Below are 17,483 nucleotides of genomic sequence, written 5' to 3'. Positions count from 1 at the left end.
TCGGAGGAGCCGATGGGCCACTCTCACGGCGTTCCGGCCGGCTCCGCCGCCGCGCGGCACCGGCGTCCGCTCGTGGCCGCCTTCGTGCTGACCGCGGCGTTCATGGTCGTCGAGTTCGCGGTCGGAGTCGCGACGGGCTCGCTCGCGCTGCTCTCGGACGCCGCGCACATGGGCACCGACGTGCTGGCCCTCGGGATGTCGATCGCCGCGATCTCGCTCGCCGCCCGACCCGCCGCGAAGGGCCGCACCTACGGCTCCTACCGCCTCGAAGTGCTGGCCGCCCTCGCCAACGGCCTGCTGCTGTTCGCTGTCGCCGCGTTCGTGATCGTCGAGGCCGTCCGCCGCTTCGCCGAGCCGCCCGCGGTGCCCGGCGGCCCCCTCCTGATCACCGCCGTCGTGGGCCTGGCGGTCAACCTCGTGAGCCTGCGCCTGCTGTCGGCCGGGGCGAAGGAGAGCATCACCCTCCGCGGAGCCTCCCTCGAGGTGCTCGGCGACGCGCTCGGCTCGATCGGCGTGATCGTCGCGGCGATCGTGCTGCTCACCACCGGCTGGGCGTGGGCGGATCCGATCGTCGGCGTGCTGATCGGGCTGCTGATCCTTCCCCGCACCTGGTCGCTGACGCGGCAGGCGCTGGGGATCCTGATGGAGTCGGCGCCCGCGCACGTCGACCTCGCAGCGCTCGAGCGCGACGTCTGCGCCGTCCCCGGCGTGCTCGCGCTGCACGACCTGCACGTGTGGACGATCACCTCGGGCATGGAGAGCGCCACCGGCCACGTGGTCGTCGCCCCCGACGCCGACTACCGCACCGCGCTCTCGCGGGTGCTCGCCGTGCTCCGCGAGCGCCACGGCATCGACCACGCGACCATCCAGTGCGAGCCCGAGGCCTTCCCGGAGACGACGCACCGCGTCTGAGCACGGGGGTGTCGCGGCGCGCGGCCGCACGCCTCCGCAGGCCCACGACACTCCAGGAGTCGTCGCACTCGGCGCCGACTGCGACGACTCCCGGCTTCTCGACGCTGCGGGCCTCGCCCACCCCTGAGCACCTTCCGATTGTTGACGTGAACATGTACAGTCGGCCGTCAGGGCGCGTTCACGTGAACATGCCCGCATTTCGATGGCGAAAGAGAGACCGCATCAATGTCGATGTCCTTCAGAAGGGTCGCCGCGCTCGCCACGAGCGCCGCCCTGGCCACAGGAGCACTGCTGGCGATCCCCGCCGCAGCGGCCCCCGCTCAGGCCGCGGACGCGTTCCGCATCACGCCGAACCCCGCCGCCGCCGGTGAGGCTTTCGAGGGCTGGGGCACCAGCCTGGTCTGGTTCGCGAACGCGACCGGCGACTATCCCGAGGCCCTCCGCGAGGACCTCTACCAGAAGGTCTTCGGCGACAGCGGCCTCGACCTCAACATCGCCCGCTACAACATCGGCGGCGGCAACGCCTCCGATGTGAAGGATTACCTCCGCCCGGGCGGCGCCGTCGAGGGCTGGTGGAAGCCGAACCCGGCCGGCGACGCGTCGACTTACGGCGGCACCTCCACGAAGCTCGCCGACCGCGACGCGCTCCTGGCCAAGTGGAACGCGGACGACCCCGCCTCCTACGACTGGACCGCCGACGAGACGCAGCGCTGGTGGGTCGAGAGGCTCGCCGAGGAGAAGCAGATCTCGCACTGGGAGGCGTTCTCCAACTCCGCCCCGTACTTCATGACCGAGAGCGGCTACGTCTCGGGCGGCTTCGACGCGAACAGCGAGCAGCTGAAGCCCGCCGCCGAGGAGCAGTTCGCGAAGTACCTCGTGAAGGTCACCGAGCACATGGAGGACGAGTACGGCATCGAGTTCGACACGCTCGACCCCTTCAACGAGCCGAACACGAACTACTGGGGCACTCAGCTCTCCAACGGCGTCCCGACCGGCGGACGCCAGGAGGGAATGCACGTCGGACCGACGCGCCAGGCGGGTCTGATCCCCGACGTCGCCGCCGCGCTGGACGCCTCGACCACCGACGCCGGCATCGCCGCGATGGACGAGACCAACCCCGACATCTTCGCGACGAACTGGGCCGCCTACTCCGCCGCGATCCGCGCCGAGGTCGACCGGATGAACGTCCACACCTACGGCACCTCGGGCCGCCTCAAGGTCCGCGACCTCGCGAAGCAGGCCGACACCGACCTGTGGATGAGCGAGATCGAGGGCAACTGGGTCACCGGCTTCGACCCCACCAACATGGAGAACGGCCTCGGCATCGCCGGCCGCATCAACGACGACCTGCGCGAGCTCGAGCCCAAGGCGTGGGTGCTCTGGCAGCCCGTCGAGGACTACTACAACATGCAGCAGCCCAAGCCCAAGGGCGAGAACCTCAACTGGGGCTCCGTCTACATCGACCTGGACTGCAAGCCGTACCAGGAGAACGGGACCGAGGTCTGGAAGTCGGTCCGCCGCGTCGCCGACGCCGGTGGCGACTCCACCAAGGCCCCGGTCTGCGGCGTCGAGACGAACTCGAAGTTCAACACCATCCGGAACTTCACCAAGTTCATCCACGAGGGCGACCACCTGATGCCCTCCAACGACAGCTCCTCCACCGCCGCCGTCCGCGGCGACGGCTCGGGCGCGACCGTCGTGCACACCAACAGCACCGCGACCGAGAAGACCGTCGTGCTCGACCTCTCCCGCTTCGGCACCATCGCCGACACCGCGACGGTCACCCCGTACGTCACCACGAAGGCCTCCTCGGCCGCCGCTCCCACGAGCAACGCCCTGGTCGCCAAGACGCCGGTGAGCGTCGACCGCATCTCGCGCACCGCCACGATCACCGTGCCCGCCAAGTCGGTCACGAGCTTCTCGATCGACGGAGTCTCGGGAGTCGCCGACTCCGCACCCGCCCTGCGCGACGGCCACCGCTACCAGCTGGTCGGCACCCAGAGCGGCAAGGCCCTGACCGGCAACCCCTCGGGCGCCGCGACCACGATCACCGGCCTCGCCACCGACTCCGCCACGGCCGCCAAGCAGACCTGGACGGTCCGCGAGGTCGCCGCCGGCGAGCGCGAGGCCACCCGCCGCGTCGTCCTCGTCAACGGCGACGGACGCGTGCTCGGAGCCACGACCGCCGGCACCGACCTGCGCTCGCTGTCCGTCGACGCGGCGAAGACGACCGCCGCGACCCGCTGGATCGTCAACACCACCGACGGCGTGAACTTCTCGCTCGTCAACGAGTCGATCGCCCAGTCGCTCGACGTGAACGGCGGCTCCAGCGCCGACAACGCGTCGGTCGGCGTCTACACCTCCAACGGCGGAGCGAACCAGTCGTGGTCCCTCCGCGACCTCGCCCCGACCGCCGGCCAGACGATCGCCGTCCGCACCACCGCGGGCGTCGCTCCGACCCTGCCCGCGAGCATCACCCCGCAGTACTCCTGGGGAGCCGGCGCACCGCTCGCCGTCACCTGGCAGCGCCCCGCCGACTCGGCGTACGGCGCGACCGGCCGCGTCGAGGTGCCCGGCACCGCGACCGACCTCTACGGCCAGACGATCACGGTCACCGCGCTCGTCGACGTCGGCGGACTGACCGCGACCGACCCCGTGTCGGTCACGGCCGCCGCGGGCGCCTCGGTCGCCGGAGTGAAGGCCTCGGCCCCGACGACGGTCCCCGCCCGCGTGGGCGCCTCGGCCAGCACCTTCCCGGTGCCGGTCGTCTGGGACTGGACGCCGCTCACCACCGCCTCCCTCGCCCGGGCCGGGCAGGTGACGGTCTCGGGAACGGCGACCGCCGACGGCGCGACGCTCCCCGCCACGCTCACGGTGCTCGTCACCACGGGCACGCTCCGCAACTTCAACCCGGACGCCGGCATCGTCGCGACCGCGTCGTCGTCGGAGTCGGGCTACGGACCGGAGCGCACCCGCAACGGCGTCGACGGCGACAAGGGCTGGTCGAACTGGACCAACGGCACCAAGGCCGCGCAGAGCTCGCTGACCTACACCTTCCCCTCGACCCACCAGGTCGAGAAGGTGTCGGTGCAGTTCCTGGCCGACGGCGGCACCAGCTGGGCGCAGACCTACCAGCTGCAGTACCAGGCCGCTGACAGCACGACCTGGACCGCGGTCCCCGGCTACGAGTCGGCCGTGGCCCTCGCGTCGCCGGCCGGCGGAACGGCTCCGACCCTGGTCGCGTCGTTCGCGCCCGTCACGGCCAAGGCCTTCCGCGTCGTGATGAACGCCTACGACAACACGCACCTGATCGTGGCCGAGACCAAGCTCTACGAGTCGGTCGCCTCGCCCGCCGCGGTCGCCACCCTGGGCGCCCTGCGCGTCGGAGGAGCCGGCATCGCCGGGTTCGACCCGGCCCGCACCTCCTACGCGGTCACCGTCGAGGGCACGGCGATGCCGGCGATCGGAGCAGTGGCGACCGACTCGGCGGCCACCGTGCGGATCACCCAGCCGACGACGGCGAACGGCGGAGTCGCGACCATCACGGTCCGCGCGGCCGACGGCTCCGTCACCTCGACCACGACGGTGACGGTGACTCTGAAGGCGCCCGTCGCCCTCGCGGTCGCGGTCACGGCGACCACCCGCTGCATCGCCGGCAAGGTGACGCTCACCGTCGCGGCGAAGAACGAGTCCGGCGTGCCGGTCTCGATGACCATCGCGACACCCTCCGGGTCGAAGCAGGTCACCGGAGTCGCGCCCGGCGCGAGCGGCAGCGCCGCGTTCACCACGCGCGCGGCCTCGCTGCCGGCCGGCCAGGCCACCGTCACCGCGACGGGCACGGTCGACGGTGAGCAGGTCACCTCGGTGGCGACGGGAGCGTACGCGGCCCGCAGCTGCTGACGCCCCCTTTGACACGGACCGCCTCCGCCCCTCCGGGGACGGGGGCGGTCCGTCGTTCGCCGTCGGAGCGGCGCTGCGCGGGCGGCGCGTCGTGATGACTCGGCACGCCCGCGGCGCGGGCTACTCGATCAGCATGGATCCGTGCCGGTCGGGCGGCCGCACACCTCCGCGCCGGTGAAGCGACCGCGCACCCCCATGCCGGTCGACCGGCCGCGGCACGCGGCGTATCGAGACCCCGCTCAGTGCCCCGCGGCCGCCTCGTCGCGGGTGCGCAGGCGCGAGACGCCCATCACGACGGCCGCGATGACCAGACCCAGCACGAGGCCGAAGATCATCGAGACGAAGGTGTCGGCCAGCCACATGACGACCGGGCCCGCGCCCTCGACCGCGTGGGTGACGACGTGCACGAGGTCGTACGGACCGTGCCACACCGTCTCGGCGAGGTTCGCGACGACGAGGTGCCCGCCGACCCAGAGCATGGCGAGCGTCCCGATGATGCTGATCGCGCGGAACACGACCGGCATCGACGCGACGATCCTCGCCCCGGTGCGCCGCACGCCGCGGGCCGCGTTCTTCATCAGGCGCAGGCCCACGTCGTCGATCTTCACGAGCAGCGCGACGGCGCCGTAGACGAGCACGGTCATCCCGAGTCCGACGACCAGGAGCGCGCCGAGCGTGGGCCAGATCCCGAAGTCGGGGTCGAGGCCGTCGAGCGCGATCAGCATGATCTCGGTGCTCAGGATGAGGTCGGTGCGGATGGCGCCGAAGACGAGCTTCTTCTCGTCGCGCGCCTCCGTCTCGTGGCCGCCGTGCGAGACGCCGAACCACTCGAGCACCTTCTCCGCCCCCTCGAAGCAGAGGAACGCGCCGCCGAGGATGAGCAGGTACGGCAGCACCTGCGGCGCGAACGCCGAGAGCAGCAGCGCCAGCGGGATGATGATGACGAACTTGTTGAACAGGCTCCCCAGCGCGATCCGCCCGACCACCGGCAGCTCCCGCGCGGGCGTGAGGCCCTGCACGTACTGCGGGGTGACGGCCGCGTCGTCGATCACGACGCCCGCCGTCTTGGCGCTCGCCTTCAGGGCGGCGGTGAGGATGTCATCGACAACCGCGAGCAGGCCGACCGACATGTGCGTCTCCTTGGAGGTCCGGGGTGAGAGGGCTCACAGTATCGCGAGCTCCGCGGTCGAGCGGGCACGGGGAGGGGCGCGGGCCCGGCGGAGGGGGTCCGGTCGCGGGGATCTCGATACGCCGGCGGGGCCGGCTCCTCGATCAGCGTGAAGGGCGGGCGGGCTCCGCGGGCCGGCTCCGCGGAAGCGTCAGGAGGCGGCGGGGGCCGGGCCGGTGCTCTCGCGGACGATGAGGCGGGTCGGCACGAGCGAGACGCCGGTGCGCTCGCCCGACTCGAGCTCGCGCAGGAGGATGTCGACCGAGCGGCGGCCCGTGTCCCCGAAGAACTGGCGCACCGTCGTGAGAGGCGGCCAGAAGCTCGCCGACTCCTGCATGTCGTCGAAGCCCGCGACGCTCACCTCGCCGGGCACGGCGCGTCCGGCCTCGTGCAGGGCGCGCAGCACGCCGAGCGCCATCTGGTCGTTGGCGGCGAAGATCGCGGTGACCTCCGGATCGGCGGCGAGCCGCTTGCCGAGGCGGTAGCCGGAGTCGGTGGACCAGTCGCCGACCAGCACCTCCGGCACCGGGGCGCCGCGCTCGATCAGGGTCGACTCCCACGCCTCGTGGCGGCGCTCGGCGGAGTAGGAGCGGTCCGGGCCGGCGATGTGGTGCACGGTGCGGTGTCCGAGTCCGAGCAGGTGCTCGACGGCCTGGCGGGCGCCCGACATCTGGTCGGTGTCGACCACCGGGTACTTCTCGCCGCCGGCGGAGTCGACGACCACCACGGGCAGGTCCGGCGGGAGGACGATGTCGGCCTCGTCGAGCAGGTGCGCCTCGACGATGATGATGACGCCGTCGACCGCCTCCTCGCTCAGCCGGTGGAACGCGACCGACACCTCGCCCTGGGTGGGGTGGGAGACGGGGATGAGGGTGATCGAGTAGCCCGCATCCGCGGCCGCGATCGCGATGGCGTCGAGGGTGCGCATGTTGCCGAACGAGGACAGCGTGAACATGATCACGCCGATGCTGTGGAAGCGGCCCGTCCGCAGGGCCCGCGCCGCGCTGTTGGGCCGGTAGCCGAGGGCCCGCATCGCCTCGAGGACCCGCTCGCGCGTCTCGCCGTCGACGTTCTGCTTGCCGTTCGACACCCGCGAGACCGTCTGGCCCGAGACGTTCGCGCGCCGGGCCACGTCGGCCATCGAGACGCCGCGTCGCGGCCGGGTGGACGGGGACGGGCGGTCGGTCTCGAGTGACATGGGCTTCCCTTTATAGCGCGCCGCCCGTCAGCCGTGGTGCATCGTGCGCCGAACCGTGACGCAGGAACAGTCGCGGGTGGCGACGTGGACATGCTACGGTGACGCTCTGCCATGTTGACGTGAACATGGCGGGCCCGCACTACTCCCCGAACGGAATCCCATGACGACGACGTCTCCCCCCGTCCCGCTGAGCGAGGTCGCCCCTCCGGCGTCCCCCCTCGCGGCCCCGAAGTCGCGGGCGAAGAGCGAGTGGAAGGGCCTGGCGTTCGTCGCCCCCTTCCTCGTCGTCTTCCTCCTGGTCTTCATCGCCCCGGTCGTCTACTCGATCTACCTCAGCCTCTTCCGCGAGCAGCTGGTGGGCGGCAACTCCTTCGTCGGCTTCGCGAACTACACCGCGATCTTCACCGACCCGAACTTCTGGGAGGGCTTCGGCCGCGTCCTGCTGTTCCTCGTCGTGCAGGTCCCCGTGATGCTCGTGCTGGCCCTCGTCGCGGCGCTCGCGATCGACAGCGGCCGCCTCCACGGCACCGGCTTCTTCCGCATCGTGGTCTTCCTCCCCTACGCCGTCCCCGCGGTCGTCGCGGTGCTGATGTGGGGCTTCATCTACGGCGACAACTTCGGCCTGGCCGCGAACGTCAACGACCTGCTCGGCTCCGACGTCGTCCAGCCCTTCTCGCGCGACTGGATCCTCGCCTCGATCGGCAACATCGTCACGTGGGAGTTCGTGGGCTACAACATGCTCATCTTCTACTCCGCGCTGAAGACGATCCCCGGCGAGCTCTACGAGGCGGCCGAGATCGACGGCGCCGGCCCGATGCGCGTCATCCGCTCGATCAAGCTTCCCGCCCTGCGCGGCGCGATCGTCATCGCCACGATCTTCTCGATCATCGGCAGCTTCCAGCTGTTCAACGAGCCGAACATCCTCCGGACGCTGGCGCCGAACATCATCACCACCTACTTCACCCCGAACATGTACGCCTACAACCTGTCCTTCGCCGGTCAGCAGTACAACGCGTCGGCCACGGTCGCCATCGTCATGGGCGTGATCACCGCGGTGATCGCCTACGTCGTGCAGCTCCGCGGCGCGCGGAAGGAGAACTGATGGCCCTCGCGACCGCTCCCCGGACGCCCGCCCAGGCCCCGAAGCGCCCGGCCGCCCGCCGCGGCTCCTCGGTGCAGCCCAAGAAGTCGATCGCCTTCACCCTGCTGATGTCGGTCTTCATCCTCTACAGCCTCGTGCCGCTGGCCTGGCTGGTCATCAACGCGACGAAGACGCAGGCCGGCCTGCTCTCGAGCTTCGGCCTCTGGTTCGACGGCGACTTCGTCTTCTTCCAGAACATCGCCGACACCCTCAGCTACCGCGACGGGATCTTCCTCCGCTGGCTCGGCAACACCCTGCTCTACGTCGTCGTCGGCGCCGGAGGAGCGACGCTCCTGGCCACGCTCGCCGGCTACGGCCTCGCGAAGTTCCGCTTCACGGGCCGCAAGGCGGTCTTCGCCGTGGTGCTCGGAGCGATCGCGGTGCCCGGCACGGCCCTCGCCGTCCCGACGTTCCTCATGTTCAGCCAGCTCGGCCTGACCAACACCCCGTGGGCGATCATCATCCCCTCGCTGATCAGCCCGTTCGGCTTGTACCTGGTGTGGGTCTACGCGGTGGAGTCGGTGCCCACCGAGCTGCTCGAAGCGGCGCGGATGGACGGGGCGGGCGAGTTCCGCACCTTCTTCACCATCTCCATCCGCCTCCTCGCCCCCGGCATCGTGACCGTGCTGCTGTTCTCGGTCGTCGCGACCTGGAACAACTACTTCCTCCCGCTGATCATGCTGAGCGACCCCACCTGGTACCCGCTCACCGTCGGCCTCAACCAGTGGAACGCGCAGGCCACCGGCGTCAGCGCGCAGCCGATCTACAACCTCGTGATCACGGGCTCGCTCCTCACGATCATCCCCATCGTCGTCGCCTTCCTCGGACTCCAGCGCTTCTGGCAGTCCGGTCTGAGCGCCGGCAGCGTCAAGGGCTGAGCCCTCCCCCTACCCATCCCCCGGCCGGAGCGTCCTGCCCCGTCCACAGCACCCGCAGCACGAAGAAGTGAAGGGAAACACCACCATGAAGATCGCCCGTTCCGCCCTCAGGCGGACCCTGACGGTCGCGGCCGTCGCGGCCCTGGCCGCCGGCTCCCTCGCGGCCTGCTCGTCCACCTCCGGTGGCGGCACGACCACGAGCGCCGGCTCCGCCGCCGACCTCGACTCGGCCCTCGAGGCCGGTGGCAAGATCACGTACTGGAGCTGGACCCCCAGCGCCGAGGCGCAGGTCGCCGCGTTCGAGAAGGCCTACCCGAAGGTCGACGTCGAGCTCGTCAACGCCGGCACCAACAAGGACGAGTACACCAAGCTCGAGAACGCGATCAAGGCCGGCTCGGGCGCCCCCGACGTCGTCCAGATCGAGTACTACGCCATGCCGCAGTTCGCGCTGTCGGACTCGCTCCTCGACCTGTCGCAGTACGGCATGGGCGACCTCGAGGACAAGTACTCCGCCTCCACCTGGGGCAGCGTCAACATCGACGGCAAGCTCGTCGGACTCCCGCAGGACTCGGGCCCCATGGCGCTGTTCTACAACAAGACCGTCTTCGACCAGTACGGCATCGCCGTCCCCGCCACCTGGGACGAGTACGTGGCCGCGGCCGAGAAGCTGCACACCGCCGACCCGTCGAAGTACATCACCGCCGACACCGGCGACGCCGGCTTCGCGACCAGCATGATCTGGCAGGCGGGCGGCGAGCCGTTCACCACCGACGGCACGGACGTGAAGATCGACCTCGCCGACGAGGGCACCGCCAAGTGGACCGGCGTCTGGAACCAGCTCGTCGAGAAGAAGCTGCTCTCGGACACCCCCGCCTGGGGCGACGAGTGGTACAAGGGCCTCGCCGACGGCTCCATCGCCTCCCTGGTGACCGGCGCCTGGATGCCCGGCGTGCTGGAGTCCAGCGTCCCCGACGCCTCCGGCGACTGGGCCGTCGCGCCGATCCCGACCTACGACGGCACCGCCGTCAGCGCCGAGAACGGCGGTGGCGGCCAGTCCGTCACCAAGCAGAGCGAGAACCCGGCGCTGGCCGCCGCGTTCCTGCGCTGGCTGAACAGCGACCAGGCCTCGGTCGACGTCTTCCTGCAGAGCGGCGGATTCCCGTCGACCACGGCCGACCTCGACAGCTCGGATTTCACCGGTCAGGAGTCGGAGTACTTCGGCGGCCAGAAGATCAACGAGGTGCTGACCCAGGCCTCGAAGGACGTCCGCTCCGGCTGGTCGTACCTGCCCTACCAGGTCTACGCGAACAGCGTCTTCGGCGACACCGTCGGCCAGGCGTACGCCAACGGCACCAGCCTCGACCAGGGCCTCGCCGACTGGCAGAGCAAGCTCGTCCAGTACGGCAACGCGCAGGGCTTCACCGTCTCGGAGTAGCACCACTGCTCGACGCGGGGCCGGCCGGATCGCTCCGGTCGGCCCCGCGTCGTTCTCACGCTCGGACACACCGGGCACCGATCCTGAGGGGGATCCAGATGACCACCGCTCCCGAGAGCCGCTTCGCCATCGGCACCGCCGACTTCGAGCTCGACGGCCGCCCGCACCGCATCCTGTCGGGGGCGCTGCACTACTTCCGCATCCACCCGGACCTCTGGGCCGACCGGATCCGCAAGGCCCGCCTGATGGGCCTGAACACCATCGAGACCTACGTCGCCTGGAACGCGCACGAGCCGCGCCGCGGCGAGTGGCGCGAGGACGCCGGGCTCGACCTGGGCCGCTTCCTCGACCTGATCGCCGCCGAGGGCATGCACGCGATCGTGCGCCCCGGCCCCTACATCTGCGCGGAGTGGGACAACGGCGCCCTCCCGGCCTGGCTCTTCCGCGACCCCGAGGTGGGCGTGCGCCGCTCGGAGCCGAACTACCTCGCCGCGGTCAGCGACTACCTGCGCCGCGTGTACTCGATCGTGGCCCCGCGCCAGATCGATGCCGGCGGGCCCGTGGTCCTCGTGCAGATCGAGAACGAGTACGGCGCGTACGGCTCCGACAAGGAGTACCTGGCCGAGCTCGTGCGGGTGACCCGCGACTCCGGCATCACGGTGCCGCTGACCACCATCGACCAGCCCACTCCGCAGATGCTCGCCGACGGCAGCCTGCCGGGCCTGCACCTCACCGGCTCGTTCGGCTCGCGGACCACGGAGCGCCTCGCGACGCTGCGCGAGTTCCAGCCCACCGGCCCGCTGATGTGCATGGAGTTCTGGTGCGGCTGGTTCGACGACTGGGGCACCCAGCACCACACGACGGACGCCGACGCCTCCGCCCAGGAGCTCGACACGCTGCTCGCGGCCGGCGGCTCGGTCAACATCTACATGTTCCACGGCGGCACCAACTTCGGCCTGACCAGCGGCGCGAACGACAAGGGCCGCTACGCCGCGATCACGACGAGCTACGACTACGACGCCCCGCTCGACGAGGGCGGCGACCCGACCGCGAAGTTCTGGGCGTTCCGCGACGTCATCGCGCGCTACGCGCCGGTGCCGGAGGAGGTGCCCGCGGTGCGCCCGCCGGCCCCCGCCCTGACCGCTCCGCTCGTCCCCGGCCCGGCGCTCCTCGGCCTCGGCCAGGCGTTCGGACCGGCCGCGCACCTCGACGCGATGGCCAGCTTCGACGACCTCGGCCACGACGACGGCTTCGTGCTCTTCACGACGACGCTCGACGGCTCCTCCGCTCCGGCCCGCCTCGTGGTGGGCGAGGAGGTGCGCGACCGCGCCTGGGTGCTGCTGGACGGCGTGCCGGTGGGCGTGCTGGCGCGCGACCACCACGAGCGGGCGCTGACTCTGCCGAGCGGACGCGGCGAGCTCGCGATCCTGGTCGAGAACCAGGGCCGGGTGAACTACGGCACGCGCATCGGCGAGCACAAGGGCCTGATCGGAGGCGTGACGCTCGACGGCGCCCCGCTGACCGGCTGGGCGGCGCGTGCCCTCGCGCTGGAGTGCCTCCCCGACCTGGCCGTCGCAGCGCCGGCGTTCTCGGCCGGGCCGCAGCTCGCCTCCGGCTCGTTCGACCTCGACGAGCAGGCCGACCTGTACGTGGACACGCTGCACTGGGGCAAGGGCCTGGTCTGGGTTAACGGCTTCCTCCTCGGGCGCTACTGGCGTCGCGGACCGCAGCGGACGCTGATCGTCCCCTCGCCGGTCACCCGCGCCGGCCGCAACCGCGTCGTTGTGCTGGAGCTGGAGGGCATCGCCGAGCCGGAGATCCGCCTGCTCGCGGGAGCCGAGCTCGGGCACACCGAGATCTGAGCTGCGGAGCGGAGGCGGCGGGAGCGGCCGTCGGAGGCGTGGGTTCGGAGTTCCGGGCTCCGTTGTGCGGGTGGGGCCGGGCCGACCCCGATCCGCACGCGCTGCCGGACCGCCTCCGGTCTGCGGGTGCCACCGGGCCGCCTCCGTCCTGCGGGCGGCGCCGGGCCGCCTCCGGGACGCGGGGCTCTGCTAGCCTCAGGCGCCCCGGTGCGGCGCCGGCGGGCGAAGGGGGAGACACGATGTCCAAGACACTGCTGCGCACGACTCTGATGGGAGGCGCGCTGCTGCTCGCCCTCTCGGGCTGCGCGGGGACCGCGACGAGCGGATCGACCCTCCGCCCGTTCACTCCGACGCTCCCCTCGTCGTCGGCCGCCCCGTCCGCTACCGCGACGGCCGCCGCCCCTGCCGCCGACACCGCTCAGAAGACCGGCGAGCAGGTGGCCGCCGTGCTGACCGGCGTGCAGTTCGTGCCCGGCGAGTACGCGAGCATCCAGGAGATGCTCGACTCGATCTACCCCGGCCTCACCGCGACCGACGCCAGCTGCCTCTCGCCGTTCGGCCTGGGCTGGGACACCGCGCAGCCCGCCGCCGGACTCTCGTACGGCACCAGCGCCGACCGCTCCATGACCGCCGTCGTGTCGAGCACCGGCACCGCCGACGCGGCCGCCTCGCTCCTCGCGAGCGCCACCGACGCGACCACGCGCTGCGCCTCCGGCTCGACGCTCTTCGCGATGCAGGGCGTGCCGGTCGAGACGACCGTCGAGCGCACCGAGCAGACGCTGACCGGCGCCGACGAGACGCTCGGCTGGAAGGTGTCCGGAGCCGTGGGCGGCAAGCCGTTCTCGCTCGTGGGCATCACCGCGCGCGTCGGCGGCGACGCGGTCGCGCTCGTGGGCTGGGACCCGACGACGAACACCTCGTACGTCCCGCGCGCGACGCAGCTCGTGGTCGACGGGCTGTAGGGCGCTGGGCGCTGGGCGCTGGACGCTGGACGCTCTGAGCTCTGGCTCTGAGCTCTGAGTCCTGCACTCGGCCGTCTTACCCTCCGCGAGAGTCCAGGAGTCGTCGCACTCGACGCCGAGTGCGACAACTCTTGAACAGTGGGCGCGAGTCGAGCGCCGGGACTCCGAGCTCCGAGCTCTCAGCGCTGCACTTCGACGCCCTCTCCTTCGCGACTGTCCAGGAGTTGTCGCACTCGACGCTGAGTGCGATAACTCGTGAACAGTGGGCGGACGATCGGGCCGAGCGCCTGAGCTCAAAGCTCTGCGCGTTGGGCTTCGGGCTTCGGGCTCGCTCCTCCGCGAGAGTCCAGGAGTTGTCGCACTCGACGCTGAGTGCGACAACTTCTGAACAGTGGGCGGACGATCGGGGCGGAGCGTGCACCGGTCACCGGGCGCCGGGCACCTCCCGAGCTTGGGGCACCCCGCACACGGCGCTGGAGCGCGCCTCAGGCCAGCCAGGAGAGGGTGCCGCCGTGGGCGGCCGCGCTCGCGAGCGGGACGCCGTCGGCGGCGAGCAGGAACGGAGTCGGCTCGGGGGCCGTGCGGTCCCCGCGCGCGGCGACGAGGTGCGGGAGCAGCGCCTCCGCCTCGAGCGTCACCAGGCTCGCGCCGCGATCGGCGACCGTCGCCAGGACGCTCTCGCGCGCGGCCCACGGAAGATAGACCAGGGTCCCGAGCGAGACGACCACCGTCCGCAGACCCGGCGGCACTGCGTCGAGCAGGGCGGGCAGCTCGGCGGCCGCATCGCCCGCGACGATCGTGGGCGGGTCGTCCTGCAGAGTCTCGACGGCCGAGCGGAGCCGCGCGGTCCGCTCCGGGCGGTCGGGCGGGAGCAGCGCTTCCAGCCAGGCGACGTCCTCGGGCGAGCGGACGTCGAGCGGCGCCAGGTCGAGCCCCCGGCGCCACGCGACGACCGGCAGCCGTGCCGGGGCCGCGCCTCCGCTCACCGCGCACCGCAGCAGCGGCGCGCCCGACCCGAGCCTCGTCTCGCCGTCGCTCGCCGTGAAGGCGTAGGAGTACCGCTCCGGCGCCAGGCAGAGCCCCGCGGAGGCGCCGATCTCGACGAGCGCCACCGGCTCGCCCGGCTCCGTGATCCGCTCGAGCGCCGCGACCAGGGGCACGCACCGCAGCGCCTCGTTGGTCTGCGTCCTCCGCTCGGCGGCGACCGGCGCCACCCGCGCCCACTCGCTCCGGAGCCACGCGGCGAATCCGGCGCCGTCGACGTCGGGCACGCCGAGCAGCCGCGCGACCGAGAAGAGCAGGGACGGCTGCCGGTGCTGCGCGGGCAGCTCGTCGATCAGGGCGAGGAGGCGCGCATCCTCCGCGACGGCGAGCGCCCACTCGACCTGCCGCTCGGAGGTCTGCGCGAGCTCGACGGCGGCGCGGCGGAAGCGGTCGGCGGAGGAGGGCATGCCTCCATCCTGAGGGAGCGGCGCCACGGTTCCTGCAGGCGGGCGGAGGACCTGCGCGGCGGGCGACGGCCCCGCCTCCGCGGATGTCGGTGGTCGCCGGTAGAACGGACTCATGTCCGACACCGCTCCGAGCTCCGCGTCCGCGCCGGTCCGCGAGCGGCGCCTGCTCGACATCCGGCGGATCTACGCCGAGCCGGCCGCGCTCGAGCTGCCCCGTGGGCAGGAGGTCGTGGCGCGGTGGCCGGGCGCCGAGATCGTGCCCGTCGAGTCGCACTGGCTGATCCCGGAGGTGCACGGCGACGAGGCGAACGTCGCGCGCTGGGTGCGCATCAAGACGGAGGCGCTCGTGCTCGGGGTGAAGAAGTCGCTCGTCACGCGCCCGAACGGGCGCTCGGCCGACTTCATCGCCCCCTCCACCGCCAACGGCTGCGCCATGGCGTGCGTGTACTGCTACGTGCCGCGGAGGAAGGGCTACAGCAACCCGATCACGCTCTTCACGAACATCGAGCAGATCCAGCGCCACCTGGCCCGGCACATCGCCAAGCAGGGCCCCAAGGCCGAGGCGAACCAGTGCGACCCGGAGGCCTGGGTCTACGACATCGGCGAGAACAGCGACTGCTCCGTCGACGCGCTGCTGAGCGAGAACGTCCGCGACCTCTGCGAGCTGTTCCGGATGTCGCCCACCGCCAAGGCGTCCTTCGCGACCAAGTACGTCAACCGCGAGCTCCTCGAGTGGGACCCGCTCGGGCGCACGCGCATCCGGTTCTCGCTGATGCCCGCCGAGACGGCGAAGGTCACCGACATCCGCACCTCGCCGATGGCCGAGCGGATCGCGGCGATCAACGACTTCGTCGACGCCGGCTACGAGGTGCACGTCAACTTCTCGCCCGTGATCCTCACCGAGACCTGGCAGCAGGACTGGACCGAGCTCTTCGACCAGCTCGACGCCGCCCTCCACCCGCGGGCGAAGGCGCAGCTCGCGGCCGAGGTGATCCTCCTCACCCACAACGAGGGCCTGCACGAGGTGAACCTCGGCTGGCACCCCACGGCGGAGTCGCTGCTCTGGCAGCCGGGACGCCAGGAGCAGAAGGTCTCCGAGAACGGCGCCGTCAACATCCGCTACCGACGCGACCTCAAGCGCGCCGCCCTCGACCGCTTCCGCGCCCTCCTCGCCGAGCGCCTCCCCTACTGCCGCGTCCGCTACGCCTTCTGAGCGTCGGCACCCCCGCCGGAGCGGTGGCGCGACGACTCGCGGAGGAGCGCACCCTCCCGCGCACGCCGAGTTACCGCCGCGGAGACGGCGTCTCGACGGAGCCGCACGCCCTGTCCAGTGAGCGCACCGTCACGCCTCCTCCCGCTCCACACGCCCCGCCGAGACACCGCCGGCCCGCCCGACGCACCACTGCGGCGTCTCGCGCACGAGCGCGGTGTCTCGACGCAGCCGCACCGCCCACCGGAGGCACCAGGCAACTGAGCCCCGGAGTCGCCCGGCTGGGAGTCCGCCCGGCGGCCGGGGCCACTGCTTCGCATTCCGGATAGCGGCACGTGCCCTCCGAACGAGGGGCGTACTTTCGGAGAACAGCCGGAGGGACGGCCCGACCGCCCGACTCCACGGGCCTGCAGAGCAGGCGTCAGCGGGGATCGACGGCTCGGCGCGACGGCATCCGGGCTCGACATCCCGGAGCCCGGCACCCCCGGATCGACACTCCGGACACTCGACTCGGCGGCACAGCACACCCCGGGTCCTGCTCCCCACGAACACCCCCACCATCTCCCACTCCCCCTCCCGGCGGCACTCGCCGGGGCACCCCACCGTCGCGGCCGGCACCCGCGACACAGCACAGAACGGCGGCACGCACCATGGGCGCTCTCCTCTACGGCACTCCCCCCACCTCGCACGAGATCGACGACCGCGCGCTCGCGCACCTCCAGATCGTCATGATCAACAAGTTCCGCCGCGACGAGGCGTTCGCCTTCCAGCTCGACGCCTCGAGCGCGCACGGCACCGGACGCCAGACACTGTGGCTGCACCCGACCATCCCCCTCCAGTTCTCGTTCCACGGAAGCCGCATGCCAGCGATCAACGCCACCTGGGTGCGCGCACTGATGGAGGAGGCCAACAGCGGCCGGGGCCTGCGGATCGTCACCGAGCCGGCGCAGCAGCCCGAGTCCTCCGGGCTCACGCACGCTGCCTGAGCGCGCCGTGTCCAGGCGCGACGACGACGAGCCGATGGAGGTCACCGACTTCGTCGAGCTCGCCGGTGCAGTGCACGACGACGCAGGCTTCGAGTGCTCCTCCACTGTCGACGGCGTGACGGGCGCGCTCTGCGTGCTGCCCGACTCCCTGGTGCTGCGGAGCGCCGGCACCGGCGACTCGACCCGCGTCGGCACCCGCGACATCCGCTCCTGGCGGGCCACTCCGGCCGGCGCCACCTTCTCGCTCGCCGTGGAAGCCGGAGCGCGGCACACCGTGGTGCTGCTCACGCAGTTCCAGGCGGCGACCGTCCAGGCCATGACCCGCGCCGCCGGACCCGCGACTGGTTTATCCGCTTAACGAATTCCCCGTTCGGGGCACG

The 17,483-nt window shown here is 71.8% G+C and carries 13 protein-coding genes; 10 read left to right on the top strand and 3 right to left on the bottom strand.

The window, feature by feature from the left end:
• Nucleotides 1-12: 12 nt before the first annotated feature.
• Together C5C30_RS08065 and C5C30_RS08060 are read left to right on the top strand one after the other, a co-directional pair.
• Nucleotides 13-912, top strand: coding sequence for a cation diffusion facilitator family transporter (locus C5C30_RS08065; protein ID WP_104226358.1), 900 nt, complete (start codon nt 13-15; stop codon nt 910-912).
• A 231-nt stretch (nt 913-1,143) separates the two neighbouring features.
• The gene (locus C5C30_RS08060) at nt 1,144-4,812 is read left to right on the top strand and encodes a glycoside hydrolase (protein ID WP_181131502.1); all 3,669 of its coding nucleotides are present in this window, start codon (nt 1,144-1,146) and stop codon (nt 4,810-4,812) included.
• A 239-nt stretch (nt 4,813-5,051) separates the two neighbouring features.
• Here the strand turns inward: C5C30_RS08060 and C5C30_RS08055 are convergent, their stop codons facing one another.
• Together C5C30_RS08055 and C5C30_RS08050 are read right to left on the bottom strand one after the other, a co-directional pair.
• A complete protein-coding gene (locus C5C30_RS08055) occupies nt 5,052-5,942 on the bottom strand; it encodes a DUF808 domain-containing protein (RefSeq protein WP_104333493.1) in 891 nt (296 codons plus the stop codon).
• A 189-nt stretch (nt 5,943-6,131) separates the two neighbouring features.
• Nucleotides 6,132-7,178, bottom strand: coding sequence for a LacI family DNA-binding transcriptional regulator (locus tag C5C30_RS08050; protein WP_146076621.1), 1,047 nt, complete (start codon nt 7,176-7,178; stop codon nt 6,132-6,134).
• Nucleotides 7,179-7,338: 160 nt separating this feature from the next.
• Here C5C30_RS08050 and C5C30_RS08045 point away from each other — a divergent pair, with 160 nt between their 5' ends.
• The 5 genes from C5C30_RS08045 to C5C30_RS08025 all read left to right on the top strand — a co-directional run bounded on the left by C5C30_RS08045 (nt 7,339) and on the right by C5C30_RS08025 (nt 13,456).
• On the top strand, nt 7,339-8,280 hold the full coding sequence (locus C5C30_RS08045; RefSeq protein WP_104226355.1) for a carbohydrate ABC transporter permease: 942 nt from the start codon (nt 7,339-7,341) through the stop codon (nt 8,278-8,280).
• A gap of 107 nt (nt 8,281-8,387) precedes the next feature.
• A complete protein-coding gene (locus C5C30_RS08040; protein WP_258062773.1) occupies nt 8,388-9,197 on the top strand; it encodes a carbohydrate ABC transporter permease in 810 nt (269 codons plus the stop codon).
• Between the two features lie 85 nt (nt 9,198-9,282).
• Nucleotides 9,283-10,632 carry a sugar ABC transporter substrate-binding protein gene (locus C5C30_RS08035; RefSeq protein ID WP_104223423.1) on the top strand — a complete coding sequence of 450 codons (1,350 nt, stop codon included), beginning with the start codon at nt 9,283-9,285 and terminating at the stop codon, nt 10,630-10,632.
• Nucleotides 10,633-10,730: 98 nt separating this feature from the next.
• Nucleotides 10,731-12,494, top strand: a complete 1,764-nt coding sequence (locus C5C30_RS08030; protein ID WP_104267656.1) for a beta-galactosidase family protein — start codon at nt 10,731-10,733, stop codon at nt 12,492-12,494.
• A gap of 239 nt (nt 12,495-12,733) precedes the next feature.
• Nucleotides 12,734-13,456, top strand: a complete 723-nt coding sequence (locus C5C30_RS08025) for a hypothetical protein (protein ID WP_104261384.1) — start codon at nt 12,734-12,736, stop codon at nt 13,454-13,456.
• A 485-nt stretch (nt 13,457-13,941) separates the two neighbouring features.
• Here the strand turns inward: C5C30_RS08025 and C5C30_RS08020 are convergent, their stop codons facing one another.
• Entirely contained in the window at nt 13,942-14,907 is a 966-nt protein-coding gene (locus C5C30_RS08020; RefSeq protein WP_181131500.1) for a DUF2332 family protein, read from the bottom strand.
• Nucleotides 14,908-15,019: 112 nt separating this feature from the next.
• Here C5C30_RS08020 and C5C30_RS08015 point away from each other — a divergent pair, with 112 nt between their 5' ends.
• From C5C30_RS08015 to C5C30_RS08005, 3 genes are all read left to right on the top strand, one after another.
• Entirely contained in the window at nt 15,020-16,120 is a 1,101-nt protein-coding gene (locus tag C5C30_RS08015; protein WP_104333491.1) for a spore photoproduct lyase family protein, read from the top strand.
• A 647-nt stretch (nt 16,121-16,767) separates the two neighbouring features.
• Entirely contained in the window at nt 16,768-17,103 is a 336-nt protein-coding gene (locus C5C30_RS08010) for an ATP-dependent DNA ligase (RefSeq protein WP_104223411.1), read from the top strand.
• Between the two features lie 7 nt (nt 17,104-17,110).
• Nucleotides 17,111-17,461 (top strand): hypothetical protein, encoded by a 351-nt coding sequence (locus C5C30_RS08005; RefSeq protein WP_104223412.1) that lies wholly within the window; start codon nt 17,111-17,113, stop codon nt 17,459-17,461.
• Nucleotides 17,462-17,483: the final 22 nt, after the last annotated feature.

The sequence above is a fragment of the Rathayibacter sp. AY2B5 genome, assembly GCF_002931645.1.
Lineage (GTDB): Bacteria > Actinomycetota > Actinomycetes > Actinomycetales > Microbacteriaceae > Rathayibacter.
This window is presented reverse-complemented; position numbering and strand designations above follow the sequence as displayed.